Raw genomic sequence first — 26,441 nt, 5'->3', positions numbered from 1 at the left:
GTCAGATGACCGCGCCCGACGCGGAACCCGACGAGGCCGGCGTGCCGGCGCCGCCGCTCTCCGAGGCGCTGGCGGGCGCGCTGGAGGCCGGGCCGCTGGCGGAGTCGGACGTGGTCGGCGTGTCCGACGGCTCCGGTGTCGGGCTCGTCGTCGGCGTCGGCGAACCCGAGGGCGTGCTCGGCGTCGGCGTCGGCGAGGTCGACGGCGGCTTGGTCGGGGACGCCGAGGTCGACGGCGGCTTGGGCGTCGACGACGACGGCTTCGAGGTGGGCGACTTCGTGCCGCTCGGGTCGTCGGAGGGCTGCGCGCTCTCCGTCGGCGTCGGGTCGTCCGACGTACCGAACGTGCCGTCCGGGCCCGGGTCGGTCGGGCGGCTGGTGGCCGTGCCGGTGTCGCCCTTGCCGTCGTCGTTCTTCGGCACGTCGGCGCCGAGGCTGCCGTCGTCGATGCCCTGGCTGGCCGACGGGTTGACGCCCACCTTGTCGGACGGGTTGTTCGCGTCGTTGTTCGACGTGGCCCCGAGCGTCACCACCGTGCCCAGCACCGCCGCGAGGAGCGCGCCCGCGCCGGCCGCGACGAGGTTGCGCCGGGCGAGCCCCTTGAGGCCGCCGCGGGCCTTGCGGTTGGGCACGACGGGGGCGGGGGCCACGGCCCGGTGGGTGACCAGGGTCGAGGGGTCGTTCGGCGGCTGGAGCGGCGGGAAGGCCGGGATGCCGCCGGGCGGCGACAGCGACTCCTCGTGGCGGGCGTCGGGCACCTCCTCGCCGGCGGTCGCGGTGATGGCCGGCGGCAGGCCGGACCGGTCGGAGACCAGCGCGAGCGCACGGCGGCCCGCGACGGTGCCGCGCTTGTCGGCGAGGGCGCCGCGCAGCGCGATGGCGGCCTCCAGCTCGGCGCGGGCCCGGTCCAGCTGGTCGGCGCAGAGCGCGAGGATGCCCAACTCATGGTGGAAGTAGGCCTGTTCACCCACCTCGCCGGAGACCCGGGCGGCCTCGGCGCCGAAGCGCAGGGTGCGCTCCCAGGCGCTCCAGTGCAGCCCGGCGGCGAACGCGGGCGCGGCGGTGCGGGCCAGCTGGACGGTGACGTTCTCCTCGCCCTCGTCGGCCGGCTCCGCGACCGGCACCAGCACGGTGAGGGCGGCCAGCACGGCGTCGGACTCGGCGCACACCCGCTCGGGCGTGACCGAGGGGTGCCCGGCCCACCAGGCGTAGTGCCGGGCCGCGGCCAGGGCCTGGCCTTCGATGTCGTCGCCGTATCCGGCGCTCTCCAGCTGGGTCTGCACACCGGCGGCGAGCCGGTAGCGGGCGCCGACCGGAGTGATGAGCGCGGAGCTCAGCAGCTCGCCCAGCGCGGCGTCGGCGTGGGTGTCGCCGACGAGGGCGGGCAGATGGGCCTGGTGCGGCACCTCGCCGCCGAGCGCCACGGCGAACCGCAGGGCGGCGCGCGCCGATTCGCTGAGCCGGCCAGCGAGCAGCGCGGCGGGTGCGGCGCCCTCGGCGAGGGAGGGCAGCGGCACGTCCTGGCCGTCGCCGGCCTCGTAGGGGGCGTCGACCTGGGCGCCCTGGAAGACGCCGAACTCGTCGAAGGCCTCGGCGCTGGCGCGCAGTTCGTCACGCTGCCGGAGCAGGGCGCCGGCCTGGACGAACCTGAGCGGCAGCCCCTCGGACTCGAACCAGAGGTCGCCGGCCCAGTTGGCCTCGTCCTCGGTGAGCACGCGGCCGACGGCACGCTCCAGGAGTTCCACTCCCCCGGCGCGGTCCAGGCCGCCGAGGAAGACCTCTTCGAGGGCCGAGTCGGCGGACGGCGCGGGCACGTCCGGGGTCGCGGCGACGAGGAAGGCGCACTCGGGGGTGGCCTCGAGCAGGTCGTCGAGCGCGGCGCCGCCGAACTCGACGTCGTCGAGGACGACGACCGCGCCGATCTCCCGGACGAGGGCGAGCAGGTCCTCGTGTCCGGGCCGGTGCAGGGGTGCGTCGTAGACGGCGTAGAAGAGGTCGTGGAGGAGGTCGTCGGCGCTGCGGTGGAAGCCGTTCAGGCGGACGACGCCGTCGGGGGCGAGGTCCGAGCAGTCCTCGGCGACGACGTCGAGCAGGCTGGTGCGGCCCGATCCGGCGGGGCCGGTGAGGCGGACGGAGCGGCCGCGGGCGAGCAGGCGCACGAGGCGTTCACGCTCGTCCTGGCGGTCCAGCAGCGGCAGCCGGGGCGGGGTGGGGCCGGACGGGGCCGGCGGGCGGGCCGCGCGGTCGGTCTCGGCGCGTTCGGTGGCGCTGAGCTTGCGCGGCCGGGCGGGCCGTTCGCCCGGCGGGCAGGGCTCTATCTCGCTGCCGTCGACGGGGTTGACCGTGAGCAGGTGGTCACCGGAGACCAGCTGCACCGTGCGGGCCAGGGCGGGCGTGCTCTGGCCGACGCCGGGTGTGAGCGGGTCCCGGGGCGGACGCTGGCGCGACGGGTTGCCGTCACCGTCGTGGCCGTACTCCTCGGGTCCCCGGGTGTTCGGGTCCATAGGTTCAAGCCCCCCAAAAGCGTCTCGTGTGTCGTGGGTCCTTCGGGACCCAGGCCCCCTCCGGCCTGCTGCACACCGCGCTGTCGCTTCTGGTCCGGGCCCGCTCGTTCAGGGACGTGCTTCCAGCGGGCGACCGAACCCTAAACCTTCGCACAGTATCTACGACAGCCCGGGGTACCGCGCCGTCCGAGACGTCACAGTCTCGTGAGGATTGTGCGCGACGCGCCTTTCACCATTGCAACACCGGACGCCCACACCGCATGCGCACAAGGGTTCACACGCGGGGCAGCGACTCCACCCCGATGCCGCCCTCGATCGCCAGGATCCGGTGCAGCCGGGTGGCCACCAGCAGGCGCTGCATCTGCGGCGGTACGTCGCGCAGCACCAGGCGGCGGCCGCAGCGGCCGGCCCTGCGATGGGCTCCCATGATCACTCCGAGGCCGGTGGCGTCCCAGGAGTCGAGCTCGGACAGGTCGAGCACGAGATCGCCGACTCCGTCGTCGACGGCCGAGTGCAGGACCGTACGGGCGTCCGCCGCGCTGCGGACGTCGAGGCGGCCCCCGACGACCAGCTCGACGTGGTCGCCCCTGATGAACATATGCGCTCCCCGTGGTGCGTCTCGTGCTCCGCGAATGTGATGTCCGGTGATGCAACCTCTGACTGCGCGAGGCGGTCAGAGGTTGCCGTCTGTAAGCGAACCGATACCGAATTCACCCGTCGGTGTGACACCAGAGGGGCGTATGTGAATTCGGGTGTTGATCAGTACGTGTAGAAGCCCTGCCCGCTCTTGCGTCCGATGTCACCGGCATCAACCATCCGGCGCATCAGCTCCGGCGGAGCGAACTTCTCGTCCTGGGACTCGGTGTAGATGTTGCTGGTGGCGTGCAGCAGGATGTCGACGCCCGTCAGGTCGGCCGTGGCGAGCGGGCCCATGGCGTGCCCGAAGCCCAGCTTGCAGGCGAGGTCGATGTCCTCGGCGGTGGCGACGCCCGACTCGTACAGCTTGGTGGCCTCGACGACGAGCGCCGAGATGAGCCGGGTGGTCACGAACCCCGCCACATCCCGGTTCACGACGATGCAGGTCTTGCCGGTGGACTCGGCGAACTCCCGCGCGGTGGCGAGGGTTTCGTCGCTCGTCTTGTAGCCGCGGACCAGCTCGACGAGCTGCATCATCGGCACCGGCGAGAAGAAGTGGACGCCGACGACCCGCTCGGGGTGCTCGGTGGCCGCGGCGATCTTGGTGATCGGGATGGCGGAGGTGTTGGAGGCGAGGACGGTGTCCTCACGCACGATCTTGTCCAGGGCGCGGAAGATCTCGTGCTTGACGTCGAGCTTCTCGAAGACGGCCTCGACGACGATGTCGGCGTCCGCGGCGGCGTCCAGGTCGGTGGTCGCGGTGATCCGGCCGAGGGCGGCGTCGGCGTCGTGCGCCTCCATCTTGCCCTTGCTCACGAACTTGTCGTACGAGGCCTTGATGCCGTCGGTGCCACGCTTCAGGGCCTCGTCGGTGACGTCCCGCAGGACGACGTCCCAGCCCGCTTGCGCGGAGACCTGGGCGATCCCGGAACCCATCAAGCCGGCGCCGATGACGGCAAGCTTCCGTGCCACTGTTGCGACTCCCCTTTTGAACGCCTTACCCACTGTTTAAGTTGCCTCTTCGGCGGACCCTAGCGCTCGTGAGGGGCTGTGTGACCGGTAAGTAATGCGCGTCACGTCTCATCTGACGGACATCACACCGGCAGACGTCACGAGGGGTCCCGTACGGCGTAGTTGAGCACCTTCTCGCTCAACAGCTCCTCGATGTCGTCCAGGTACACCAGCACCTCACGCGACACTTCGCCCGGATTGCGCCCTGCGACCATGTCTCGCCCGATACGGACGAACACCTCCGAGTGGACCCAGCAGATCTGACCGGCGATCAGCCCCGGCAGCGGGTCGGCGGCGTCCGCGCCCGTCTCCTCTCGCAAGGTGGCTTCGAGGTGGTCGTGGATCTCCTGCTGGAGGCTCCACAGCCGGGAACGCAGCGGCGGGGCCTCCTGGATGCAGCGCATGAAGCGGTCGTAGCCCGCCATGAGCCCGACCCGCGGCGAGACCGCCTCCACCTCCGCGCGCAGCTCGCGCAGCACGGCCCGGGCGGCGGACTCTCCCGCGCTCCGGGCACGCACCCAGCGCGAGAGCTGTTCGACGACGCCGGAGGACCGGTCGAAGAAGAGGTCCTCCTTCGCGGGGAAGTAGTTGTAGACGGTGTTGACGGAGACGTCGGCCGCCTCGGCCACTTCCGCGATGGTCACGGTCACGAAGCCGTGCTCCAGGAACAGTCCGGTGGCGATGTCCGAGATCCGCTGCCTCGTCTCGCGCTTCTTCCGCTCCCTGAGCCCCTCTGCCATGGTCCCCATCCTAGCTTCGCTGGACTCTATGAAACTTTGGGGCCATTGCAAAATTTAAGAGACCCTGTTTTTCTAGGGCCATGACCGTCATCAGTACGGCCGGACTGGCCCGTACCTTCCAGACCAAGCGCGGCCCCGTGGCGGCCGCGCGCGGCATCGACCTGACCGTCCGCGAGGGCGAGATCCTCGGCTTCCTCGGCCCGAACGGCGCCGGGAAGACCACCACCCTGCGCATGCTCACCACCCTGCTCGCCCCGACCGGCGGCACCGCCACCGTCGCCGGGCACGACCTCGCCACCGACCCGGCCGGCGTGCGCCGGGCCTGCGGATACGTCGCCCAGTCCGGCGGCGTCGACCCGCAGATCAGCGTCCGCGAGGAGCTGGTCACCCAGGGCCGCCTCTACCGGCTGACGAAGACCCGGGCCGCCGACCGCGCCGAGGAGCTGGCCCGCGACCTCGGCCTGACCGAGCTCCTCGACCGCAAGTGCGGGGAGCTGTCCGGCGGCCAGCGCCGCCGTCTGGACATCGCGATGGCCCTCACCCACCGCCCGAAGGTCCTCTTCCTCGACGAACCGACCACCGGCCTCGACCCCGGCAGCCGCGCCGACCTGTGGGACCTGATCCGGCGGCTGCGCGCCGAGCACGGCACGACCGTCTTCCTCACCACCCACTACCTCGACGAGGCCGACGCCCTCTCCGACCGCCTGGTGATCGTCGACCGGGGCGTGGTCGTGGCCGAGGGCACGCCGAGCGCGCTCAAGCTGGAGTACGGCGGCTCGATCGACGCCACCCTCCAGGACACCTTCCTCGCCATCACCGGCCGCAGCGCCACACCGGCCGACGCCGCCCCCGTAGCCGTATAGGACCCGCGACATGCTTCTCCACGACACCGCGCTCATCTACGGCCGCTACCTGCGCCAGTCGCTGCGGTCCCGCTTCGCGCTGCTCTTCGGCGTGCTCATGCCGCTGCTGTATCTGCTCTTCTTCGGCCCTCTCCTGACCGATCTGCCGCTCGGCGGGCAGGGCAGCTCCTGGCAGGTCCTGGTGCCGGGGCTGCTCCTGCAACTCGGGCTCTTCGGAGCCCTCTTCGCCGGGTTCATGATCATTCTGGAGAAGGGGTCGGGGATCGTGGACCGGATGCGGGTCACGCCCGTCAGCCGGCTCGGGATGCTGCTCGGCCGGGTGCTGCGGGACGCGACGGTCTTCGTCTTCCAGGCGGTGCTGCTGGTGCTGGCCGCGCTGGTGATGGGACTCCGGGCGCCGCTGGCCGGCATCCTGATCGGCTTCGCGTTCGTCGGGCTGCTCACCGTCTCGCTCGCCTCGCTGTCCTACGCGGTGGCGATGAAGGTCCGCACACCCCAGGAGTTCGGTCCGCTCATCAACGCCGTGTCGATGCCGTCGATGCTGCTGTCCGGACTGATGCTCCCGATGACGCTCGGCCCGGCCTGGCTGGACGTCCTCTCGCACTTCATGCCGTTCCGCTATCTGGTGGACGCGATGCGCGACGCGTACGTCGGCGAGTACACGACGGCCCACATGGCGTACGGCGTCCTGGTCGCCCTCGGTTTCTCGGCGCTCGCCGTGACAGTGGGCACACGCGTGTTCCGGACGGCCGGAGCGTAACTACGCTGGTCGCATGGTCAATCTGACGCGCATCTACACCAGGACCGGCGACCAGGGCACCACCGCCCTCGGCGACATGAGCAGGGTCGCCAAGACCGACCTGCGGATCTCGGCGTACGCCGACGCCAACGAGGCGAACGCGGTGATCGGGACGGCGATCGCGCTCGGCGGGCTCGCAGAGGAGGTTGTCAAGGTCCTCACGCGCGTCCAGAACGACCTGTTCGACGTCGGCGCCGACCTGTCCACGCCCGTCGTCGAGAACCCGGAGTTCCCGCCGCTGCGCGTCGAGCAGTTCTACATCGACAAGCTGGAGGCCGACTGCGACCGCTTCAACGAGCAGTTGGAGAAGCTCCGGTCGTTCATCCTCCCGGGCGGCACGCCGGGCGCGGCCCTGCTGCACCAGGCCTGCACGGTCGTACGACGGGCCGAGCGGTCCACCTGGGCGGCGCTGGAGGTGCACGGCGAGGTCATGAACCCGCTGACCGCGACCTACCTCAACCGCCTGTCCGACCTGCTGTTCATCCTGGCCCGTACGGCCAACAAGGAGGTCGGGGACGTGCTGTGGGTGCCCGGCGGCGAGCGTTAGCGCTCGCGTTTGGGGAACAGCGTGTAGCTGCCGGCGATGACGACGTTGATGCCGATCACCCAGAGCATGCGCTGCTGCCACGCCCGGAGCGAGTCGGTCTCGCCGGCGCCGCCGACGTACCAGATCGCGGCCTGGAGCAGCACCATGGCGACCACCGCGGCGACCACCCAGCGGCCCGCGACCTTCCATTCGTGGACGGCGCGGGCCGTGCCGTACTTCGGCGGCCGCACCGGCGGCGGGCCGCCCGCGAAGCGGTGGGCGACGTGGGCGTCGGCCCAGCGGATCGTGGCGTGGCCGAGCCCGACGGTGAAGCCGATGTAGACGGCGGCCAGGCCGTGTTTCCAGTCGGGTTCGGCGCCGCCCCGCAGGTCGATCGCGGTGACCGTGAACAGGACCAGCTCCAGCAGCGGCTCGCACAGCAGCAGGGCAAGCCCGGTGCGCGGCATCTTCAGCAGGTACCGGAAGGCCAGCCCGGTGGCCAGCAGCACCCAGAACGCCACCTCGCAGGCGATGATCAGTCCGACGATCATGGATCCGCTCCCTTCCCTCGTCTCCAGGTTCGGGCCCCGGTCCCCCGCTTTCGTCGTCGCCGGCGACGAACTCGCCGTACATCGAAAGATGCAGTCCAGGACCGTCCCCGGGGATCAGGCGGGCCGCGCGGCGGCCGTGTTTCATGGGGACATGGCCGTACGACTCCCCCGCCCGCACCGCTTCGACGTGTACATCGCGGGCGGCGGGCTGCTCGGGGGTCTGGTGCTGGTGCTCTTCGGGCTGGCCACCCGGCCGTCCAGTGACCCGATCACTCTCTTCGACGGTCCCTGGCCGGTGCTGGTGCCGCTCACCGTGCTGGCCGGCTGCGAGCTGCTGCGCCGGGCGGCGCCCCGGGTGGCGCTGCTGACCGGCACGGTCGCGATCTGCGCGGACGTGGTGACGCAGGGCAGCCTGGCGTCGGTGCTGATGTTCACCGACCTCGTCTACGCGGCCGTCCTGTACGGCCCGCTCGCCTCCGCCCGCCGCATCCAGTGGGTCACCGGCCTGCTCACGGTCGTCGCGACACTGGTGCCGTTCGCGGTGTGGCGGGTGCCGGAGGCACTCCTGATCGGGGTGGTCGTCGGGGTCGTGGCGTACGGGCCCGCCGCCACCGGCTGGATCGTCCGCAACCACCGTGACGCCGCCGAAGCCGCCCGGCTGCGTGCCGAACAGACCGCGCTGCTCGCGGAGATGGACCGCACCCAGGCCGTCACCGCCGAACGCGCCCGGATGGCACGGGAGTTGCACGACATGGTCGCCAACCACCTCTCCGCGATCGCGATCCACTCCACCGCGGCGCTGTCCCTGGACGATCCGAGGACCTCCGCGGAGGCCCTCGGCGTCATCCGCGAGAACAGCGTCAAGGGGCTGGCGGAGATGCGCCGGCTGATCGGCATCCTGCGCGACGGCGACGAGGAGCCGACCGCGGTCCCGACCCTCGACGGCCTCGGCGCCCTCGTCGAGCACGCCCGCACCAACGGCCTCGACGTCACGCTGGAGGCCGAGCAGGGGACGACCGTGCCCGCCCCCGTCGAACTGGCCGCCTACCGGATCGTCCAGGAGTCCCTGACCAACGCGCTCAAGCACGCCTGCCCCGGCCGCGTGACCGTCGCCCTCGCCCGCCGCGACGGCTCCCTCGACGTGCGCGTGACCAGCCCGTACGGCCACCGGGACGGGCCGCGCGCACCCGGTTCCGGAGCCGGTCTGGTCGGTATGCGGGAGCGGGTGGCCCTGCTGGGCGGCGCCTTCGAGGCCGGCCCTGAGGACACCCCGGCCGGACCCGAGGGCACCCTGTGGGCGGTCCGCGCCACCCTCCCCCTCGCCGATGGAGACCCCGCATGATCCGTGTGCTCGTCGCCGAGGACCAGTCCGCCGTACGCGCCGGGCTCGTCCTCATCCTGCGCAGCGCGCCCGACGTCGAGGTGGTCGGCGAGGCCGCCGACGGGGAGGAGGCGGTGGCGCTGGCCCGGGAGCTGCGGCCGGAGCTGGTCCTGATGGACGTGCAGATGCCGCGCCTGGACGGGGTGTCGGCGACCCGGCAGGTCACGGAGGAGGGGCTCGCGGACGTCCTCGTGCTGACCACCTTCGACCTGGACGAGTACGTGTTCGGGGCGCTGCGGGCGGGCGCGGCCGGGTTCCTGCTGAAGAACACGGAGGCGAGGGACCTCGTCGAGGCGGTCCGTACGGTGGCCCGCGGCGAGGGCATCGTGGCCCCGGCCGTCACACGGCGCCTGATCGCCGAGTTCGCGGCGAGGCCCGTACGGCAGTCGAGCGCGGACCCGGCCGTCCTGGACTGCCTCACCCGCCGTGAACGCGAAGTGCTGTCCTGCCTGGGCGAAGGGCTGTCCAACGCGGACATCGCGGGGCGCCTGGACATGGCGGAGGCGACGGTGAAGACGCACGTCAGCCGCCTCCTGGGCAAGCTGGAGCTGCGCAGCCGCGTTCAAGCAGCCGTACTCGCGCAGGAGTTGGGTGTCTGAGCGGTTGCATACGAGAGTGGTCCAGACCTATTGACCCGTGGTCCAGACCTTTCTATTCTCGCGGCACCGTGGGTACGAAGGCTCAGTCGTGCCCCCATCCCCGAGAAGGAGGCGCGGTATGCGCTTCAGACACAGAGCCGCAGCAGGCTTCGCGACGCTGTTGCTCCCCTTCGCCGGACTGGTCGGGCTGGCCAGTCCCGCCGAGGCGGCGACCTCCGCGACCGCGACCTTCGCCAAGACCCAGGACTGGGGCAGCGGCTTCGAAGGCAAGTGGACCGTCAAGAACACCGGCGACACCACCCTCAGCTCCTGGACCGTGGAGTGGGACTACCCCTCCGGCACCTCGGTCACCTCCGCCTGGGACGCCGACGTCACCTCGTCCGGCACCCACTGGACCGCCAAGAACAAGTCCTGGAACGGCACCCTCGCCCCCGGCGCCTCCGTCTCCTTCGGCTTCAACGGCGCCGGCTCCGGCTCCCCGTCCAACTGCAAGCTGAACGGCGGCAGTTGTGACGGCGGCACCACCAACCCCAGCGACAGCGCGCCCAGCGCCCCCGGCACCCCGACCGCGTCGGGCGTCACCGACACCTCGGTGAAGCTGACCTGGAGCGCGGCCACCGACGACAAGGGCGTCAAGAACTACGACGTCCTGCGCAACGGCACCAAGGTCGCGACGGTGACGACGACCTCGTACACCGACACCGGCCTCACCGCCGGCACCTCGTACTCCTACACCGTCCAGGCCCGTGACACCGCCGACCAGACCGGCCCGGTCAGCGGCGCGCTCTCCGTGAAGACCACCGGCGGCACCACCGACCCGGACCCCGGCACCGGCGGCAAGGTCAAGCTCGGCTACTTCACCGAGTGGGGCGTCTACGGCCGCAACTACCACGTCAAGAACCTGGTGACCTCGGGCTCCGCCTCGAAGATCACGCACATCAACTACGCGTTCGGCAACGTCAAGGACGGCAAGTGCGTCGTCGACGACACCTACGCCGCCTACGACAAGGCCTACACCGCCGACCAGTCCGTCAGCGGCGTCGCCGACACCTGGGACCAGCCGCTGCGCGGCAACTTCAACCAGCTGCGTGAGCTGAAGGCCAAGTACCCGAACATCAAGGTGCTGTACTCCTTCGGCGGCTGGACCTACTCCGGCGGCTTCGCCCAGGCCGCCGCCAACCCGGCCGCGTTCGCCGCGAGTTGCAAGTCCGTCATCGAGGACCCGCGCTGGGCGGACGTCTTCGACGGCATCGACATCGACTGGGAGTACCCGAACGCCTGCGGTCTGACCTGTGACACCTCCGGTGCCGCGGCCTTCAAGAACCTGGTGGCGGCGCTGCGTTCGGAGTTCGGCAGCGACTACCTCGTCACCGCCGCGATCACCGCGGACGCCTCCAGCGGCGGCAAGATCGACGCGGCCGACTACGGCGGCGCCTCCGCGTACCTCAACTGGTACAACGTGATGACGTACGACTACTTCGGCGCCTGGGACAAGACCGGCCCCACCGCCCCGCACTCCCCGCTCACCTCGTACTCCGGCATCCCGAAGGCCGGCTTCAACTCGGCCGACGCGATCGCCAAGCTGAAGGCGAAGGGCGTGCCGTCGAGCAAGCTGCTGCTCGGCATCGGCTTCTACGGCCGCGGCTGGACCGGCGTCACCCAGGCCGCCCCCGGCGGCACCGCCACCGGCCCGGCGACCGGCACCTACGAGGCGGGCATCGAGGACTACAAGGTCCTCAAGACGTCCTGCCCCGCCACCGGCACCGTCGGCGGCACGGCGTACGCCTACTGCGGCAGCAACTGGTGGTCGTACGACACCCCCGCCACCATCGGCACCAAGATGACCTGGGCCAAGAACCAGGGCCTCGGCGGCGCCTTCTTCTGGGAGTTCAGCGGAGACAGCTCCAACGGCGAGCTGGTGAGCGCCATCAACAGCGGTCTCAGCTAGCAGCGGTACTCACGCGACATTGACGCGCTGACCGGGCGGGGCTGCCTCAAGCCACGCGAGGAAACCGGTCAGCGCGTCTTCGCTCATGGCGAGCTCCAGACGCGTGCCCCGGTGGAGGCAGGTGAGGACGACGGCGTCCGACAGGAGCGCCAGCTCCTCCTCGCCCTCGGGCAGGCGGCGGCCGGCGACCTCGATCGTGGCGCGCTCCAGCACGCGGCGCGGGCGGTAGGCGTACGAGAAGACGCGGTACCACTCGATGCGGTCGCCGTTGTAGCGGGCGACGCCGTAGCTCCAGCCCTTGCCACTGGTGTCGGTTTTCTCCGGGACGTCCCAGCGCAGGGAACAGTCGAAGGTGCCGCCCGAGCGCTGGATGAGTCTGCGGCGCAGACCGAAGACGAACAGGCCAAGGACCACCAGGGCGACCACGACTCCGCACACAGTCAGAGCGAGGACCATCGACACCGACCTCCTCGTCTACTCGGTAACGGATTACTCAGTAACGGATTGGAAAAAACGTCCACATTCGCCTCAGCCGCGACCGGGGCCGGATTTCTCCGGTCCCAGCCGCGGCTGAGTGACGTCATACGGTCTCGCGCAGGCTAGCGCGTCGCCGCCGCGCGGATGCGTACGTCCGCGCGGCGCTCGGCGGCGGCGTCACCCTCCGCCTTCGCGCGCTCCAGCTCGCGCTCGGCGCGCTGGACATCGATCTCGTCCGACAGCTCGGCGATCTCGGCCAGCAGCGACAGCTTGTTGTCCGCGAACGAGATGAAACCGCCGTGCACCGCGGCGACGACCGTTCCACCATCACTCGTACGGATGGTCACCGGGCCCGACTCCAGCACACCGAGCAGCGGCTGGTGACCGGGCATGACGCCGATGTCGCCGGACGTGGTGCGCGCGACGACCAGGGTGGCCTCGCCGGACCAGACCTCTCGGTCGGCCGCGACCAGCGCGACGTGCAGCTCAGCAGCCAAGGTGGCTCCTCGGGTCACCACCCGGCGGGGTCACCGGGTGTTGGTTACAAGTCTAGTAGGCGTGAAAGAGGGGGCGGGACGTACCCCGCCCCCTCGTCAGAGCGCGAGGCTCAGGAGACGCCGAGCTCCTTGGCGTTGGCCTTGAGGTCCTCGATGCCACCGCACATGAAGAACGCCTGCTCCGGGAAGTGGTCGTACTCGCCGTCGATGATCGCGTTGAAGGCCGCGATCGACTCGTCCAGCGGGACGTCCGACCCGTCGACGCCGGTGAACTGCTTGGCGACGTGGGTGTTCTGGGACAGGAAGCGCTCCACGCGACGGGCACGGTGGACGACGAGCTTGTCCTCCTCGCCGAGCTCGTCGATACCGAGGATCGCGATGATGTCCTGGAGGTCCTTGTACTTCTGCAGGACCGTCTTGACGCGCATGGCGGCGTCGTAGTGGTCCTGCGCGATGTAGCGCGGGTCCAGGATGCGGGACGTGGAGTCCAGCGGGTCCACGGCCGGGTAGATGCCCTTCTCGGAGATCGGACGGGAGAGAACCGTCGTCGCGTCGAGGTGGGCGAACGTGGTGGCCGGGGCCGGGTCGGTCAGGTCGTCCGCGGGGACGTAGATCGCCTGCATCGAGGTGATCGAGTGACCACGGGTCGAGGTGATGCGCTCCTGGAGGAGACCCATCTCGTCGGCCAGGTTCGGCTGGTAGCCCACCGCGGAGGGCATACGGCCGAGCAGGGTCGACACCTCGGAACCGGCCTGGGTGAAGCGGAAGATGTTGTCGATGAAGAACAGCACGTCCTGCTTCTGCACATCGCGGAAGTACTCCGCCATGGTCAGACCGGCGAGGGCCACGCGCAGACGGGTGCCCGGGGGCTCGTCCATCTGACCGAAGACCAGGGCAGTCTTGTCGATGACGCCCGAGTCCGACATCTCCTCGATGAGGTCGTTGCCCTCACGGGTGCGCTCACCGACACCGGCGAACACGGAGACACCGTCGTGGTTGTTGGCGACGCGGTAGATCATCTCCTGGATGAGCACCGTCTTGCCGACGCCGGCACCACCGAACAGACCGATCTTTCCACCCTTGACGTACGGGGTGAGAAGGTCGATGACCTTGACGCCGGTCTCGAACATCTCGGTCTTCGACTCGAGCTCGTCGAAGTTCGGGGCCTTGCGGTGGATGCCCCAGCGCTCGCCCGTGTACTGCTCGTCGACGTTCAGCACCTCACCGAGGGTGTTGAACACCTTGCCCTTGGTGAAGTCGCCGACCGGGACCGTGATGGAGGCGCCGGTGTCGGTGACCGGGGCCTGGCGGACCAGACCGTCGGTGGGCTGCATGGAGATGGTGCGGACCAGGCCGTCACCCAGGTGCTGGGCGACCTCCAGGGTCAGCGTCTTCTTCTCGCCGTCCTTGGCCGGGTCGGCCACCTCGACGTGAAGGGCGTTGTAGATGTCGGGCATCGCGTCGACGGGGAACTCCACGTCGACGACCGGGCCGATGACCCGGGCGACGCGGCCCGTGGCCGTCGCGGTCTCAACAGTGGTGGTCATTAGCGGTCACTCCCCGCGGTCGCGTCGGCCAGGGCTGCGGAGCCACCGACGATCTCGCTGATTTCCTGGGTGATTTCGGCCTGGCGGGCCGCGTTGGCAAGTCGGGAGAGCGTGGTGATGAGCTCTCCTGCGTTGTCGGTGGCCGACTTCATCGCGCGGCGCGTGGCGGCGTGCTTGGAGGCAGCCGACTGGAGCAGCGCGTTGTAGATACGGCTCTCGACGTAGCGCGGCAGCAGGGCGTCGAGGACGTCCTCCGCCGACGGCTCGAAGTCGTACAGCGGAAGGATCTCGCCCTTGGGGGCTGCTTCCTTCGCGACCTCTTCGAGGCTGAGCGGCAGCAGACGGTCGTCGAGCGCCGTCTGCGTCATCATCGAGACGAACTCGGTGAAGACGATGTGGAGTTCGTCCACACCACCCTCGGCCGTGTCCTTCTCGATGGCCTCGATCAGCGGACCCGCGACCTTCTTGGCGTCCGCGTACGTGGGCTCGTCGGTGAAGCCCGACCACGACTCCACGACCTTGCGCTCGCGGAAGTTGTAGTGGGCCAGACCGCGGCGGCCGACGATGTACGTGTCGACCTCCTTGCCCTCGGCCTCGAGACGCGCGGTCAGCTGCTCCGCGGCCTTGATGGCGTTGGAGTTGAAGGCGCCGGCGAGACCACGGTCGCTCGTCAGGAGCAGCACCGCGGACCGCACGACCGTCTCGGCCTGCGTGGTCAGCGGGTGCTTCGTGTTCGAGCCGGTACCGACCGCCGTGACCGCACGCGTCAGTTCCTGCGCGTACGGCGTGGAGGCCGCCACCTTGCGCTGCGCCTTGACGACGCGCGAGGCGGCGATCATCTCCATCGCCTTGGTGATCTTCTTGGTCGCGGTGACGGATCGGATGCGACGCTTGTAGACCCGGAGCTGGGCTCCCATGAGTCAGGTCCCTTCCTTACGTCACTTGGCGGCGGCCGGAGCGTCCTCGCCGAGAAGCTTGCCGTCCGAGGTCTCGAACTGCTTCTTGAAGTCGGCGATCGCGTCGGCAACAGCGGTGAGGGTGTCGTCCGACAGCTTGCCGCCCTCGCGGATGGAGGCCATGAGGCCCTGCTCCTTGCGGTGCAGGTACTCCAGGAGCTCCTTCTCGAAGCGGCGGATGTCGGCGACCGGGACGTCGTCCATCTTGCCGGTGGTGCCGGCCCAGACGGAGACGACCTGGTCCTCGGTGGACATCGGCTGGTACTGAGCCTGCTTGAGCAGCTCGACCATGCGCTGACCGCGCTCCAGCTGCGCCTTCGACGCGGCGTCCAGGTCGGAACCGAAGGCGGCGAACGCCTCCAGCTCACGGAACTGGGCGAGGTCCACGCGCAGACGGCCGGAGACCTGCTTCATCGCCTTGTGCTGCGCGGAACCACCGACTCGGGAGACGGAGATACCGACGTTCAGCGCGGGGCGCTGACCGGCGTTGAAGAGGTCCGACTCCAGGAAGCACTGGCCGTCGGTGATGGAGATGACGTTGGTCGGGATGAACGCCGAGACGTCGTTGGCCTTGGTCTCGACGATCGGCAGACCGGTCATCGAGCCGGCACCCATGTCGTCGGAGAGCTTGGCGCAGCGCTCCAGCAGACGGGAGTGCAGGTAGAAGACGTCACCCGGGTAGGCCTCACGGCCCGGCGGGCGGCGCAGCAGCAGCGACACAGCGCGGTAGGCGTCGGCCTGCTTCGACAGGTCGTCGAAGATGATGAGGACGTGCTTGCCCTCGTACATCCACTGCTGACCGATGGCCGAACCGGTGTACGGCGCCAGGTACTTGAAGCCGGCCGGGTCGGACGCGGGGGCGGCGACGATGGTCGTGTACTCCAGCGCGCCGTTCTCCTCCAGCGCGCGGCGGACCGACGCGATGGTGGAGCCCTTCTGGCCGATGGCGACGTAGATGCAGCGGACCTGCTTGTTCACGTCGCCCGAGCGCCAGTTGTCGCGCTGGTTGATGATCGTGTCGACGGCCAGGGCGGTCTTGCCGGTCTGACGGTCACCGATGATCAGCTGACGCTGGCCACGGCCGATCGGGGTCATCGCGTCGACGGCCTTGTAGCCGGTCTCCATCGGCTCGTGCACCGACTTGCGCTGCATGACCGTGGGGGCCTGCAGCTCGAGGGCACGACGACCGGACGTCTCGATCTCGCCGAGGCCGTCGATCGGGTTGCCGAGCGGGTCGACGACGCGGCCGAGGTAGCCCTCGCCGACGGCCACGGAGAGGACCTCGCCGGTGCGCGTGACCGGCTGACCCTCCTCGATGCCGCTGAACTCACCGAGGACGATGGCGCCGATCTCGCGCTCTTCCAGGTTGAGCGCGAGGCCGAGGGTGCCGTCCTCGAACTTCAGCAGTTCGTTGGCCATGGCCGAGGGCAGACCCTCGACCTTCGCGATGCCGTCGCCGGCAAGGGTGACCGTACCGACCTCCTCGCGCGAGGCCGCGTCCGGCTTGTACGACTGGACGAAGTTCTCCAGCGCGTCCCGGATCTCCTCCGGCCGGATCGTGAGCTCCGCCATCTGGGTTCCCTGCTCTCCTTGTTGGGCCCGAAGTTTCACTTTGGGGGTCTGGGGGCGACCCCCAGGATTCTTCATGTACGGCCCAACCAGGGCCGTCGTAAGTACGTACTGCTATGAAGTTGCTGCTCAGCCCGCCAGGCGGCGGCCGGCGTCCTCGATGCGGTCCGCGATGGAGCCGTTGATGACCTCGTCGCCGACCTGCACCCGGATACCGCCGAGGACCTCGGGGTCCACGTCGATGTTCAGGTGGACCTGGTGGCCGTAGAGCTTCCCGAGCGCGGCGCCCAGGCGCTGCTTCTGGGTGTCGCTCAGCGGGACCGCCGAGGTGACGACGGCGACCAGCCGGTTGCGACGGTCCGCGGCGAGCTTGGACAGGGACTCCAGTCCCGCTTCCAGGCTACGTCCCCGCGGCGCGGTCACAAGACGCGTCACCAGACGCTCGGTGGTCGCGTGGGCACGGCCGCCGAGCAGGCTGCGCAGCAGCTCGCCCTTGGCCGAGCCGGTCGCGGCGCGGTCGGTGAGCGCGGCCCGCAGCTCGGTGTTCGAGGAGACGATCCGGCCGAACCGGAACAGCTCGTCCTCCACGTCGTCGAGCGCGCCGGCCCGCTGCGCGGCGGTGAGGTCGGCGAGGTTCGCCAGCTCCTCCAGGGCGTCCACCAGGTCGCGCGACTGCGACCAGCGGGAGCGCACCATGCCGGACACCAGGTCCGCGGCCTCGCCGCCGACCTGGCCGCCGAGAAGACGCTGGGCCAGTTCGGCCTTGGCCTCGCCGGCCTGCGCCGGGTCGGTCAGGACCCGACGCAGCGACACCTCGCGGTCGAGCAGCGCGGTGACGGCGGCCAGCTCGTCGGCGAGCGTGCCGGCGTTCACGGACGTGTTGTCCGTCAGCGCGTCGAGACGCTCACGTGCGGCTGCCAGGGCCTCGCGGCTCGCTCCGTTCATCGCGCGGCCTCGGCCTTCTCCTCGAGCTCGTCGAGGAAGCGGTCGATCACGCGGGACTGCCGGGCGTGGTCCTCGAGGGACTCACCGACGAGCTTGCCGGCCAGGTCGGTGGCGAGCTTGCCGACGTCCTGGCGCAGCGCCTGCGAGGCGGCCTTGCGGTCGGCCTCGATCTGCGCGTGACCGGCGGCGATGATCTCCTCACGCTGCCGCTGGCCTTCCGCGCGCATCTCGGCGATGAGCGTGGCGCCCTGCTCCTGCGCCTCCTGGCGCAGGCGCGCGGCCTCGTGGCGGGCCTCGGCGAGCTGTGCCTTGTACTGCTCAAGGACGCTCTGGGCCTCGGTCTGTGCGGCCTCGGCCTTCTCGATACCGCCCTCGATGGCCTCGCGCCGCTCTTCCAGAACCTTGTTGATGGTCGGGAGGAGCTTCTTGGCGAGGAAGCCGAAGACGATGACGAAGGCGATCAGGCCGATGACGAGCTCCGGCCACGGCGGAATGAGGGGGTTCTCCTTCTCCGCCTCGGCCGCCAGCTGAACCAGTGCGTGGTTCACATCAGTGCCTTTCGTCTAATTACGGCTGGTCGTTTGGTTCGTCTTAGTAGACGAACGGCATGACCAGACCGATGAGGGCGAGCGCCTCACAGAAGGCGAAGCCGAGGATCTGGTTGGCGCGGATCAGACCGGCGGCCTCGGGCTGGCGGGCGAGGGCCTGCGTGCCGTTACCGAAGATGATGCCGACGCCGACGCCCGGGCCGATCGCCGCGAGGCCGTAGCCGATGGAGCCGAGGTTGCCGTCGACCGCAGCGAGCATCTGGGACATGCCAGTTCTTCCTTCTCTTTACGTGACCGGTGGGGGTTGGCCACCGGATGTCTCTGGGGGTGTGACCGAGGGCTCGGCTCAGTGGTGCTCGGCGAGCGCGCCCTGGATGAAGGTGCAGGTCAGGAGGACGAAGACGTACGCCTGAACGGCCTGGATGAAGAGCTCGAAGGCGGTCATGATGATGACCATCACGAACGACACTGCGGAGTAGGCGATGCCGATGCCGTTGAGCATGTACCAGCTGGCGATCGTGAAGAGCAGCAGCAGGGTGTGGCCGGCGAACATGTTCGCGAAGAGTCGCACCGCGTGCGTGAAGGGGCGGACGATCAGGTTCGAGAAGAACTCGATGGTCATGGCCAGCGGGAGCACCGGGCCCAGCGACTTGTCGTAGCCGGTGAAGTTCTTGAAGGCGCCCACGAAGCCGTGCCGCTTGAAGGTGAGCGAGACCCAGGTGATGTAGACGATCGCGGCCAGTACGGCGGGGTACGCGATGATCGACGTCACCGGGAAGGAGGCGACCGGGATGATGGACCAGAGGTTCATGATCCAGATGAAGAAGAACAGCGAGACGGCGAGCGGGACGTACTTCTCGCCCTCCTTCTTGCCGATCGTCTCGTAGACGATGCCGCGGCGTACGAAGTCGTAGCCGGCCTCGGCGACCATCTGGAGCTTGCCCGGGACCAGCTTCGGCTTGGCGAAGGCGGACCAGAAGAAGCCGACGATGATGATGGAGCCCAGCAGGGCCAGCAGCATCGGCTTGTTGAAGTACGCGCCGTTGCCGTCAGCGTCGCCCCAGAGCGGCTCGAACATGAACGAGTGCAGGCCCGGAGCCGGGAAGCCACACCCGTCGAACAGGTGACAGCTCGTGTCGAAAGCGAGCGTCTGCGTCGGGTCAGCACTCACCGCGGGCTCCTTCATCGTGGCGCATAGGTACGGCAACCTCGTTGTGTCGGCGCGGCGCAGGGCCGCGGTTCGGCACGGGACTGGTGTTACGGATGTGGGGGCGGCTGGGGGGCATCTCGCCTCGCGAGTGAGATTGAGCAGGCGTCAGCTCAGATGCCCGCGCCCGCGATGCCGCAGTTGGCACCGGACGATAGCAGGACTTCTCGTGCGCCTTTATCCCGCCCCTACCCCTCACGACGAGTGCCCCGATTTTTCGGGCTTGTTACCCGAATCGGGTTCGACGTAAAGGATCTTGGACTTCATGTGCGCACGTGTCTGCGCGGCGATCCACGCGAGGGTGCCGGCGACGAGAGTCAGTGCGAAAGCCTTGGGGTGGAACAACGTCGTGTTCTTGAAAGCGGCGAGGAACACGAACAGCAGCAGGATCTGAGCCGCGTAGAGCATCAGGCCCATCGCCTGGAACAGGTGCGGAAGCGATTTGGCAGTGCGCTGCAGAACGTAGAGACCGATTCCCATGAAGAGAATCACGATCAGCGTCGCGACGACTGCCCCGATCGCCCCTTTGCCGCCGGCGACCACACCACTGACGACGGCGGCAATCGCGCCGACGGCAGCTGTGGGCACAGCAGCCTGGGCCAGGATCCGGACGTCGTTGGACGGCATGGCGGCAACTCCGCTTTCAACGGGGGGAAGGGGTGTCGTCATGGACGAGCGTAGTCCCGGGCCGAGAGGGGACCTCACACCAATGGACCGTCGCACTACGGTCCTTCGGCTCTATCCCGGGTTCTCGTGAACCGTATCACAAACTATTTGATGAGGTCTTTACCTGGTTGGTGTGCTTGCTGTCACACGTGAGAGTGATGGTGCACGTCTGTGCAAGAACGCAGCCGACATGTCTGGTATTGGGGCGCTTTGCACCCCCAACTCACTCCCACGACTTGGCAATGCTCTAGTCAGATTCTTACCTTGCCGCGTCAGCGCGACGACCCGGCTTTCCGCCGGTCCAGGAAACGCGAACGGGCGCCGATCGCGGTCGCCCCATTGACACCGGAGACCCCGACGGCGACCGGCGTGCGCTCCTCCTCGTCGACCGCGGGAGCCGTCGGCTCCACGGCGGGCGCGGATTCCGCAACCGCCTTGCGGCGACGGCGATAACGCGGCGGCACGAAGGCCTGCGCCCACATCGGGGCACGCGGCGTGAAGCGCGGCATCAGCAGCAACAGCAGCCCGATCGCCGAGAGGATCACCACACCGAGCACGATCCACATGGACGCGGAGTTCACGGAGTAGGCGAGCGCGCCGAAGGCGATCAGCGCCGACCAGAAGTACATGATCAGGACGGCCCTGCTGTGCGAGTGCCCGATCTCCAGCAGCCGGTGGTGCAGATGCCCGCGGTCGGCGGCGAACGGCGACTGACCGCGCCAGGTGCGGCGCACGATGGCGAGGACCAGGTCGGCGGCCGGGATCGCGATGATGGTCAGCGGCAGCAGCAGCGGGATGTAGACCGGGACCATGTGGTGCACGGTCTGGCGCTGGGACCCGCCGAACAGGCTGTCCGGGTCGACCTGCCCCGTGATGGAGATCGCGCCCGCGGCCAGGACCAGCCCGATCAGCATCGAGCCCGAGTCGCCCATGAAAATGCGCGCGGGGTGCATGTTGTGCGGCAGGAAGCCCAGGCACATGCCCATCAGGATGGCCGCGAACAGCGTCGCGGGGGCGGCGGCCTCGATGCCGTACGAGTACCAGATGCGGTAGGCGTACATGAAGAACGCGGCGGCGGCGATGCAGACCATGCCGGAGGCCAGGCCGTCCAGGCCGTCGACGAAGTTGACCGCGTTGATGGTGATGACGACCAGCGCCACGGTCAGCAGGGTGCCCTGCCACTGGGTCAGCGCGACGGTGCCGGCGCCGGGCACCGGCAGCCACAGGATCGTCAGACCCTGCATGACCATCACGCCGGCGGCGATCATCTGGCCGCCCAGCTTGATCAGGGCGTCGATCTCGAACTTGTCGTCCAGGACGCCGATCAGCCAGATCAGGGCGGCGCCGGAGAGCAGCGCGCGCGGCTCGTTGGACTGGGAGAAGACCCCGTTGAGGTTGGTGAGGTGGTCGGCGACCAGGAGCCCGGCGCACAGGCCGAAGAACATGGCGATACCGCCGAGCCGCGGAGTCGGTTCCCGGTGCACGTCACGGGCCCTGATCTCCGGCATCGCTCCGGCCACGATCGCGAACTTCCGTACCGGCCCTGTCAGCAGATACGTCACCGCGGCCGTGATGCAGAGCGTCAGCAGGTATTCACGCACGGGCTTCCCCACAGGTCTCGCTGGCCATCTCAGCCCCACACCCTAGCGATGGACGCATATGGTTGGGGACTTCCGGGTAGCGACGATGGTTGCACGTGCGGCTGTGCACCCGTGCCGAAACCAGGCGTACGACGGGTCCGACGACGGTGCGCCTACCCCGGATCAGGCGGGATACGGCGGAAATCTGCCCGCGAGCTCCCGCACTTCTTCACGAGCCTGCTGGCTGTCGGTCTCCCCGCGCAGCACCCCCGCGAGCAGGGCGGCGAGGCCGGCCATCTCCTGCTCGCCCATCCCCTGCGTGGTCACGGCGGCGGTCCCCAGCCGCAGTCCGCGGGCGTCCCCGTGCGGCAGCGCGCAGCAGTCGAGGACCATGCCGGCCGCCGCGAGCCGCCCGCGCGCGGTCCGTCCGTCGACGCCGAGCGGCGCGGGGTCGACGGTGAGCAGGTGGGTGTCCGTGCCACCGGTGGTGACGACGAGGTTCTCGGCGGCGAGACCGGCCGCGAGAACCCTCGCATTGGCGACCACCTGATGGGCGTACGCCGCGAACGCCGGTGTTGCCGCCTCCCCGAACGCGACGGCCTTGGCGGCGATGGTGTGCATCTGCGCGCCGCCCTGGGTGAACGGGAAGACGGCCCGGTCGACCCGCTCGGCGAGCTCCTCGCCGCACAGGATCATCCCGCCACGGGGCCCGCGCAGCACCTTGTGCGTCGTCGCGCACACGACATCGGCGTACGGCACCGGACTGGGCGCCGCTCCCCCGGCGACGAGCCCGATGGGATGGGCGGCGTCCGCGATCAGATAGGCGCCCACCTCGTCGGCGACCTCGCGGAAGAAGGCGTAGTCCATGTGGCGGGGGTAGGCGATGGAGCCGCACACGATCGCCTTGGGGCGGTGATTGCGGGCCAGCGTCCGCACCTGCTCGTAGTCGATGAGCCCGGTCTCGGCGTCGACGCCGTACCCGACGAAGTCGAACCAGCGCCCGGAGAAGTTCGCGGGCGACCCGTGGGTGAGGTGCCCGCCGTGCGGCAGCCCGAGGGCGAGGACGGTGTCGCCGGGCCGCAACAGGGCGGCATAGGCGGCCAGCACCGCCGACGACCCGGAATGGGACTGCACGTTGGCGTGCGCGGCCCCGAACAGCGCCTTCGCGCGATCGACAGCGATCCGCTCGGCGACATCGACGATCTCGCACCCGCCGTGATGACGAGCCCCCGGATACCCCTCGGCGTACTTGTTGGCGAGCGGCGACCCCAGGGCGGCCAGCACCGCGGGCGAGGAGAAGTTCTCGGCGGCGCTGAGCTGCAACGACGTCGACTGCCGCGCGAGCTCGCCGAGCAGGATCTCGGCCAGCTCAGGATCCTGCCGCCGCAGGACATCGGCGGTCTCGGGCGCATGGGTGACCGACATGGCTGACTCCGGGGCGTCGACAATGACGTACGACCAATGTAGGCCCGCCACCCCCGGGGTGCTCGGCTGTTACGCCCGCGCGGGCACCCCCGTCAACGCCGTCACCACCGGATCCAACGCCTGATGTATCTCGTCCCCGATCGACCGGAAGAACGTCAGGGGCGCCCCGTACGGGTCGTAGACCTCGTCCGCCTCCGCTGTCGGGGCCAGGAGCCACCCGCGTAGAGCCGCCGCCGCGCGGACCAGGGCGCGGGCGCGGTCGACCATGCCGTCCTCCAGGGGCGGCAGGGTGGTCGGGTCTATCGCGCGGACCAGGCGGGTGAACTCCTTCAGGGTGAAGGTGCGCAGGCCCGCCGAGTGGCCCATGGAGATGACCTGGGCGCGGTGGTCGCGGGTGGCGGTCAGGACCAGGTCGGCCATGATGACGTGCTCGTCGAGGAGCTCGCGGCCGGTGAAGCCGGAGGCGTCCGCGCCGAAGTCGGCCAGGACCGCCTCCGCGTTGGCCTCCATGGGCGCCCCTTCGTGGCCCCAGGTGCCCGCGCTCTCCACGACCAGGCCGCCCCACAGCGGGTCGCCGAGCCGGTTCGCCAGGGCATGGCGGGTCAGCCGCTCGGTGATCGGCGAGCGGCACACGTTGCCGGTGCTGACGTGGAGGATGCGGAAGGTGTCACGCGGGAGGCCGGTGAAGGTCCGCGTCTCTTCCATGTCCCATATGCCACGCCCCGCGTCAGGGGCCGTCAATTCGCCACCTCGAGGTCGGGTACGACCTTCCTGAGCTCCTCCGCCGAGATCGCGCCCGCACGGAGCAGGACGGGCACCTCGCGCGTCACGTCGACGATGGAGGACGGGACGTTGCCGGGCGTCGGACCGCCGTCGAGGTAGACGGAGACCGAGTCGCCGAGCATCCCCTGGGCGGCGTCACAGTCCTCCGGCGCCGGGTGCCCGGTGAGGTTCGCCGAGGAGACCGCCATCGGGCCCACCTCGGTCAGCAGCTCGATCGCCACCGGGTGCAGCGGCATACGGACCGCCACCGTGCCCCTGGTGTCGCCCAGGTCCCACTGCAACGACGGCTGGTGCTTGGCGACGAGCGTCAGCGCGCCCGGCCAGAACGCGTCGACCAGCTCCCACGCCATCTCGGAGAAGTCCGTGACCAGGCCGTGCAGCGTGTTCGGGGAGCCGATGAGGACGGGCGTCGGCATGTTGCGCCCCCGGCCCTTGGCCTCCAGCAGGTCGACGACGGCCTCGGAGGAGAACGCGTCGGCGCCGATGCCGTACACCGTGTCGGTCGGGAGGACCACCAGCTCGCCACGGCGGACGGCGGACGCGGCCTCGCGCAGACCCGTCGAGCGGTCGGTCGCGTCGTTGGTGTCGTATCGCCGTGCCATGTCTAGCGGGCCTCCTCGTACACGTGCTTCTCGTCGAAAGTCTTCACGGCACTCACGGCATTGCCTTGCGGGCCGTGGCGAACCGGGGGCGGTTGTTGAGGTCGGGGTGGTCGGCCGCGTCGGCCCAGCCCCGCTCCTCGGTGAAGATCCACGGCACCTGGCCGCCCTGGGTGTCGGCGTGCTCGATGACGACGACGCCGCCCGGGCGCAGCAGCCGGTGTGCGGTGCGCTCCAGACCGCGGATGAGGTCGAGGCCGTCCTCGCCCGAGAACAGGGCGAGTTCGGGATCGTAGTCCCGCGCCTCGGGAGCGACGTACTCCCATTCGGTGAGCGGGATGTAGGGCGGGTTGGAGATGACCAGGTCGACCTGGCCGTCGAGGTCCGGGAAGGCGTCCAGGGCGTTGCCCTGCCGCAGGTCGACCCTGGACCCCTGCACGTTCTTGCGCGTCCACTGCAGGGCGTCCTCGGACAGCTCCACGGCGTGCACGCGGGAGCGCGGGACCTCCTGGGCGAGGGCGAGCGCGATGGCGCCGGAGCCGGTGCACAGATCGACGATGCAGGGCTCGACGACGTCCATCGCGCGGACGGCGTCTATCGCCCACCCGACCACCGACTCGGTCTCGGGCCGGGGCACGAAGACGCCGGGGCCGACCTGGAGCTCCAGGTACCGGAAGTAGGCGAGCCCGGTGATGTGCTGCAGCGGCTCGCGCTGCTCACGGCGGGCGATGACCTCCCAGTACCGGGCGTCGAAGTCCGCGTCCTTCACGGAGTGCAGCGCGCCCCTCTTCACGCCGTGCACGAACGCGGCGAGCTCCTCCGCGTCGTTGCGCGGCGAGGGCACGCCGGCGTCGGCCAGCCGCTGGGTGGCTTGAGCTACCTCAGCGAGCAGCAGACTTCGGGGCTTCGGGGGTCGCCCCCCAAAAGATTGCTGCACGCAAGTCCTCCGTGTCGTACTCGGTCGTGCACAGGTCCCTCTTACGCGGCCGCCAGCTTCGCCGCCGAGTCCGCGTCGACGCAGGCCTGGATCACCGCGTCGAGGTCGCCGTCCAGGACCTGGTCCAGGTTGTACGCCTTGAAGCCGACGCGGTGGTCCGAGATGCGGTTCTCCGGGAAGTTGTACGTACGGATCTTCTCGGAGCGGTCGACGGTACGGACCTGGCTGCGGCGGGCGTCGGCGGCTTCCCGCTCCGCCTCCTCCTGCGCCGCGGCGAGCAGCCTGGAGCGCAGGATACGCAAGGCCTGCTCCTTGTTCTGAAGCTGGCTCTTCTCGTTCTGGCAGGAAGCGACGACTCCGGTGGGAATGTGCGTGATGCGCACGGCGGAGTCGGTCGTGTTGACGGACTGGCCGCCGGGCCCGGAGGAGCGGTAGACGTCGATGCGGAGGTCGTTGGGGTTGATCTCGACGTCGACCTCCTCGGCCTCGGGCGTGACCAGCACACCGGCGGCGGAGGTGTGGATGCGGCCCTGGGACTCGGTCGCCGGGACGCGCTGCACGCGGTGCACGCCGCCCTCGTACTTCAGCCGGGCCCAGACACCCTGACCGGGTTCGGTGGCCCCGTTCCCGCCCTTGGTCTTCACGGCGACCTGGACGTCCTTGTAGCCGCCCAGCTCGGACTCGGTGGCGTCGATGATCTCGGTCTTCCAGCCGACGCGCTCGGCGTAGCGGAGGTACATGCGCAGGAGGTCACCGGCGAACAGGGCCGACTCGTCGCCGCCGGCGCCGGCCTTGATCTCCAGGATGACGTCCTTGTCGTCGGACGGGTCCCGGGGCACGAGCAGCAGGCGCAGCTTCTCGGTGAGTTCCTCGCGCTGCTTGTCCAGCTCCTTGACCTCGGCCGCGAAGTCGGGGTCGTCGGCGGCGAGTTCCTTCGCCGTGTCGATGTCGTCGCCCGTCTGCTTCCAGGAGCGGTACGTGGCGACGATCGGGGTGAGCTCGGCGTAGCGCTTGTTCAGCTTGCGCGCGTTGGCCTGGTCGGCGAAGACCGACGGGTCGGCGAGCTTCTTCTCCAGGTCGGCGTGCTCCGTGACCAGTTCCTCGACGGCCTCGAACATCTTGGGGCTCCTGTACTGCGAATGACGGGG

The 26,441-nt window shown here is 69.7% G+C and carries 27 protein-coding genes; 6 read left to right on the top strand and 21 right to left on the bottom strand.

The features are described from left to right. Position 1: 1 nt before the first annotated feature. The 4 genes from ACFUO4_RS23500 to ACFUO4_RS23485 form a co-directional block, all read right to left on the bottom strand. Complete coding sequence (locus ACFUO4_RS23500; protein ID WP_383487728.1) at positions 2–2,503, bottom strand: ATP-binding protein; 2,502 nt, start codon at positions 2,501–2,503, stop codon at positions 2–4. Between the two features lie 274 nt (positions 2,504–2,777). Further along, entirely contained in the window at positions 2,778–3,101 is a 324-nt protein-coding gene (locus ACFUO4_RS23495; RefSeq protein WP_059192313.1) for an STAS domain-containing protein, read from the bottom strand. 161 nt (positions 3,102–3,262) lie between these two features. After that, a complete protein-coding gene (locus tag ACFUO4_RS23490; protein ID WP_079311041.1) occupies positions 3,263–4,111 on the bottom strand; it encodes a 3-hydroxyacyl-CoA dehydrogenase family protein in 849 nt (282 codons plus the stop codon). Between the two features lie 137 nt (positions 4,112–4,248). Further along, positions 4,249–4,890, bottom strand: coding sequence for a TetR/AcrR family transcriptional regulator (locus ACFUO4_RS23485; protein ID WP_079311042.1), 642 nt, complete (start codon positions 4,888–4,890; stop codon positions 4,249–4,251). An 80-nt stretch (positions 4,891–4,970) separates the two neighbouring features. Between ACFUO4_RS23485 and ACFUO4_RS23480 the strand changes: the two genes are divergently transcribed. The 3 genes from ACFUO4_RS23480 to ACFUO4_RS23470 are packed head-to-tail and all read left to right on the top strand — an operon-like array spanning position 4,971 to position 7,099. Beyond that, positions 4,971–5,753: an ABC transporter ATP-binding protein gene (locus ACFUO4_RS23480; RefSeq protein WP_383487724.1), complete on the top strand. Its 783-nt coding sequence runs from the start codon at positions 4,971–4,973 to the stop codon at positions 5,751–5,753. 10 nt (positions 5,754–5,763) lie between these two features. Next, positions 5,764–6,513, top strand: a complete 750-nt coding sequence (locus ACFUO4_RS23475; protein WP_383487721.1) for an ABC transporter permease — start codon at positions 5,764–5,766, stop codon at positions 6,511–6,513. A gap of 13 nt (positions 6,514–6,526) precedes the next feature. Then, positions 6,527–7,099 (top strand): cob(I)yrinic acid a,c-diamide adenosyltransferase, encoded by a 573-nt coding sequence (locus ACFUO4_RS23470; RefSeq protein ID WP_132799019.1) that lies wholly within the window; start codon positions 6,527–6,529, stop codon positions 7,097–7,099. Here ACFUO4_RS23470 and ACFUO4_RS23465 read toward each other — a convergent pair. After that, positions 7,096–7,629: a hypothetical protein gene (locus ACFUO4_RS23465; RefSeq protein WP_383487718.1), complete on the bottom strand. Its 534-nt coding sequence runs from the start codon at positions 7,627–7,629 to the stop codon at positions 7,096–7,098. The two genes, ACFUO4_RS23470 and ACFUO4_RS23465, sit on opposite strands and share 4 nt — an antisense overlap. A 151-nt stretch (positions 7,630–7,780) precedes the next feature. On the opposite strand from ACFUO4_RS23465, the gene ACFUO4_RS23460 reads away from it, so the two are divergent. The 3 genes from ACFUO4_RS23460 to ACFUO4_RS23450 all read left to right on the top strand — a co-directional run bounded on the left by ACFUO4_RS23460 (position 7,781) and on the right by ACFUO4_RS23450 (position 11,557). Then, on the top strand, positions 7,781–8,971 hold the full coding sequence (locus ACFUO4_RS23460) for a sensor histidine kinase (RefSeq protein WP_383487715.1): 1,191 nt from the start codon (positions 7,781–7,783) through the stop codon (positions 8,969–8,971). After that, positions 8,968–9,609: a response regulator gene (locus ACFUO4_RS23455; RefSeq protein WP_383487712.1), complete on the top strand. Its 642-nt coding sequence runs from the start codon at positions 8,968–8,970 to the stop codon at positions 9,607–9,609. The genes ACFUO4_RS23460 and ACFUO4_RS23455 overlap by 4 nt, the downstream gene beginning before the upstream one ends. Positions 9,610–9,727: 118 nt before the next feature. Beyond that, positions 9,728–11,557, top strand: a complete 1,830-nt coding sequence (locus ACFUO4_RS23450; RefSeq protein ID WP_383487709.1) for a glycosyl hydrolase family 18 protein — start codon at positions 9,728–9,730, stop codon at positions 11,555–11,557. 9 nt (positions 11,558–11,566) lie between these two features. On the opposite strand, the gene ACFUO4_RS23445 is transcribed toward ACFUO4_RS23450, so the two are convergent. The 16 genes from ACFUO4_RS23445 to prfA form a co-directional block, all read right to left on the bottom strand. Then, positions 11,567–12,013, bottom strand: coding sequence for a DUF2550 domain-containing protein (locus ACFUO4_RS23445; protein ID WP_383487706.1), 447 nt, complete (start codon positions 12,011–12,013; stop codon positions 11,567–11,569). A 143-nt stretch (positions 12,014–12,156) separates the two neighbouring features. After that, on the bottom strand, positions 12,157–12,531 hold the full coding sequence (locus ACFUO4_RS23440) for a F0F1 ATP synthase subunit epsilon (RefSeq protein ID WP_046262507.1): 375 nt from the start codon (positions 12,529–12,531) through the stop codon (positions 12,157–12,159). A 110-nt stretch (positions 12,532–12,641) separates the two neighbouring features. Then, positions 12,642–14,078 (bottom strand): F0F1 ATP synthase subunit beta, encoded by a 1,437-nt coding sequence (gene atpD, locus ACFUO4_RS23435; RefSeq protein ID WP_079311048.1) that lies wholly within the window; start codon positions 14,076–14,078, stop codon positions 12,642–12,644. Next, the gene (locus ACFUO4_RS23430) at positions 14,078–14,995 is read right to left on the bottom strand and encodes a F0F1 ATP synthase subunit gamma (RefSeq protein ID WP_079311049.1); all 918 of its coding nucleotides are present in this window, start codon (positions 14,993–14,995) and stop codon (positions 14,078–14,080) included. The genes atpD and ACFUO4_RS23430 overlap by 1 nt, the downstream gene beginning before the upstream one ends. Positions 14,996–15,016: 21 nt before the next feature. After that, positions 15,017–16,606 carry a F0F1 ATP synthase subunit alpha gene (atpA, locus tag ACFUO4_RS23425; RefSeq protein ID WP_383487701.1) on the bottom strand — a complete coding sequence of 530 codons (1,590 nt, stop codon included), beginning with the start codon at positions 16,604–16,606 and terminating at the stop codon, positions 15,017–15,019. Positions 16,607–16,732: 126 nt separating this feature from the next. After that, positions 16,733–17,548 carry a F0F1 ATP synthase subunit delta gene (locus tag ACFUO4_RS23420; protein ID WP_079311051.1) on the bottom strand — a complete coding sequence of 272 codons (816 nt, stop codon included), beginning with the start codon at positions 17,546–17,548 and terminating at the stop codon, positions 16,733–16,735. Continuing rightward, positions 17,545–18,096: a F0F1 ATP synthase subunit B gene (locus tag ACFUO4_RS23415; RefSeq protein ID WP_179143505.1), complete on the bottom strand. Its 552-nt coding sequence runs from the start codon at positions 18,094–18,096 to the stop codon at positions 17,545–17,547. Before ACFUO4_RS23415 ends, ACFUO4_RS23420 begins: the two co-directional genes overlap by 4 nt. A gap of 43 nt (positions 18,097–18,139) precedes the next feature. After that, positions 18,140–18,364, bottom strand: a complete 225-nt coding sequence (gene atpE, locus ACFUO4_RS23410; protein ID WP_030860414.1) for an ATP synthase F0 subunit C — start codon at positions 18,362–18,364, stop codon at positions 18,140–18,142. Positions 18,365–18,442: 78 nt separating this feature from the next. After that, a complete protein-coding gene (atpB, locus tag ACFUO4_RS23405) occupies positions 18,443–19,282 on the bottom strand; it encodes a F0F1 ATP synthase subunit A (RefSeq protein ID WP_059192325.1) in 840 nt (279 codons plus the stop codon). A gap of 216 nt (positions 19,283–19,498) precedes the next feature. Beyond that, positions 19,499–19,930: a hypothetical protein gene (locus tag ACFUO4_RS23400; protein WP_383487697.1), complete on the bottom strand. Its 432-nt coding sequence runs from the start codon at positions 19,928–19,930 to the stop codon at positions 19,499–19,501. A gap of 311 nt (positions 19,931–20,241) precedes the next feature. After that, positions 20,242–21,570, bottom strand: a complete 1,329-nt coding sequence (locus tag ACFUO4_RS23395; RefSeq protein WP_079311053.1) for an MraY family glycosyltransferase — start codon at positions 21,568–21,570, stop codon at positions 20,242–20,244. Positions 21,571–21,732: 162 nt separating this feature from the next. Then, positions 21,733–22,974 carry a serine hydroxymethyltransferase gene (glyA, locus tag ACFUO4_RS23390; RefSeq protein ID WP_079311054.1) on the bottom strand — a complete coding sequence of 414 codons (1,242 nt, stop codon included), beginning with the start codon at positions 22,972–22,974 and terminating at the stop codon, positions 21,733–21,735. Between the two features lie 69 nt (positions 22,975–23,043). Then, entirely contained in the window at positions 23,044–23,715 is a 672-nt protein-coding gene (locus ACFUO4_RS23385; protein WP_059192329.1) for a protein-tyrosine-phosphatase, read from the bottom strand. Further along, positions 23,712–24,359 carry an L-threonylcarbamoyladenylate synthase gene (locus ACFUO4_RS23380; protein ID WP_079311055.1) on the bottom strand — a complete coding sequence of 216 codons (648 nt, stop codon included), beginning with the start codon at positions 24,357–24,359 and terminating at the stop codon, positions 23,712–23,714. Before ACFUO4_RS23380 ends, ACFUO4_RS23385 begins: the two co-directional genes overlap by 4 nt. A gap of 52 nt (positions 24,360–24,411) precedes the next feature. Next, the gene (gene prmC, locus ACFUO4_RS23375; protein ID WP_383487937.1) at positions 24,412–25,251 is read right to left on the bottom strand and encodes a peptide chain release factor N(5)-glutamine methyltransferase; all 840 of its coding nucleotides are present in this window, start codon (positions 25,249–25,251) and stop codon (positions 24,412–24,414) included. An 83-nt stretch (positions 25,252–25,334) separates the two neighbouring features. Beyond that, complete coding sequence (gene prfA / locus ACFUO4_RS23370) at positions 25,335–26,411, bottom strand: peptide chain release factor 1 (RefSeq protein ID WP_079311056.1); 1,077 nt, start codon at positions 26,409–26,411, stop codon at positions 25,335–25,337. Positions 26,412–26,441: the final 30 nt, after the last annotated feature.

The sequence above is a fragment of the Streptomyces sp. NPDC057280 genome, assembly GCF_042668605.1.
Classification (GTDB): Bacteria; Actinomycetota; Actinomycetes; order Streptomycetales; family Streptomycetaceae; genus Streptomyces.
The sequence above is the reverse complement of the archived record's forward strand: the minus strand, read 5'-3'. Positions and strand labels throughout refer to the sequence as shown.

What these genes read in the sequence shown, in the direction of transcription:
- ACFUO4_RS23500 (WP_383487728.1), bottom strand. Translation starts at nt 2,503, where the DNA reads ATGGACCCGAACACCCGGGGACCCGAGGAGTACGGCCACGACGGTGAC.
- ACFUO4_RS23495 (WP_059192313.1), bottom strand. Translation starts at nt 3,101, where the DNA reads ATGTTCATCAGGGGCGACCACGTCGAGCTGGTCGTCGGGGGCCGCCTC.
- ACFUO4_RS23485 (WP_079311042.1), bottom strand. Translation starts at nt 4,890, where the DNA reads ATGGCAGAGGGGCTCAGGGAGCGGAAGAAGCGCGAGACGAGGCAGCGG.
- ACFUO4_RS23480 (WP_383487724.1), top strand. Translation starts at nt 4,971, where the DNA reads ATGACCGTCATCAGTACGGCCGGACTGGCCCGTACCTTCCAGACCAAG.
- ACFUO4_RS23475 (WP_383487721.1), top strand. Translation starts at nt 5,764, where the DNA reads ATGCTTCTCCACGACACCGCGCTCATCTACGGCCGCTACCTGCGCCAG.
- ACFUO4_RS23470 (WP_132799019.1), top strand. Translation starts at nt 6,527, where the DNA reads ATGGTCAATCTGACGCGCATCTACACCAGGACCGGCGACCAGGGCACC.
- ACFUO4_RS23465 (WP_383487718.1), bottom strand. Translation starts at nt 7,629, where the DNA reads ATGATCGTCGGACTGATCATCGCCTGCGAGGTGGCGTTCTGGGTGCTG.
- ACFUO4_RS23460 (WP_383487715.1), top strand. Translation starts at nt 7,781, where the DNA reads ATGGCCGTACGACTCCCCCGCCCGCACCGCTTCGACGTGTACATCGCG.
- ACFUO4_RS23455 (WP_383487712.1), top strand. Translation starts at nt 8,968, where the DNA reads ATGATCCGTGTGCTCGTCGCCGAGGACCAGTCCGCCGTACGCGCCGGG.
- ACFUO4_RS23450 (WP_383487709.1), top strand. Translation starts at nt 9,728, where the DNA reads ATGCGCTTCAGACACAGAGCCGCAGCAGGCTTCGCGACGCTGTTGCTC.
- ACFUO4_RS23445 (WP_383487706.1), bottom strand. Translation starts at nt 12,013, where the DNA reads ATGGTCCTCGCTCTGACTGTGTGCGGAGTCGTGGTCGCCCTGGTGGTC.
- atpD (WP_079311048.1), bottom strand. Translation starts at nt 14,078, where the DNA reads ATGACCACCACTGTTGAGACCGCGACGGCCACGGGCCGCGTCGCCCGG.
- ACFUO4_RS23430 (WP_079311049.1), bottom strand. Translation starts at nt 14,995, where the DNA reads ATGGGAGCCCAGCTCCGGGTCTACAAGCGTCGCATCCGATCCGTCACC.
- atpA (WP_383487701.1), bottom strand. Translation starts at nt 16,606, where the DNA reads ATGGCGGAGCTCACGATCCGGCCGGAGGAGATCCGGGACGCGCTGGAG.
- ACFUO4_RS23420 (WP_079311051.1), bottom strand. Translation starts at nt 17,548, where the DNA reads ATGAACGGAGCGAGCCGCGAGGCCCTGGCAGCCGCACGTGAGCGTCTC.
- atpE (WP_030860414.1), bottom strand. Translation starts at nt 18,364, where the DNA reads ATGTCCCAGATGCTCGCTGCGGTCGACGGCAACCTCGGCTCCATCGGC.
- atpB (WP_059192325.1), bottom strand. Translation starts at nt 19,282, where the DNA reads ATGAAGGAGCCCGCGGTGAGTGCTGACCCGACGCAGACGCTCGCTTTC.
- ACFUO4_RS23400 (WP_383487697.1), bottom strand. Translation starts at nt 19,930, where the DNA reads ATGCCGTCCAACGACGTCCGGATCCTGGCCCAGGCTGCTGTGCCCACA.
- glyA (WP_079311054.1), bottom strand. Translation starts at nt 22,974, where the DNA reads ATGTCGGTCACCCATGCGCCCGAGACCGCCGATGTCCTGCGGCGGCAG.
- ACFUO4_RS23380 (WP_079311055.1), bottom strand. Translation starts at nt 24,359, where the DNA reads ATGGCACGGCGATACGACACCAACGACGCGACCGACCGCTCGACGGGT.
- prfA (WP_079311056.1), bottom strand. Translation starts at nt 26,411, where the DNA reads ATGTTCGAGGCCGTCGAGGAACTGGTCACGGAGCACGCCGACCTGGAG.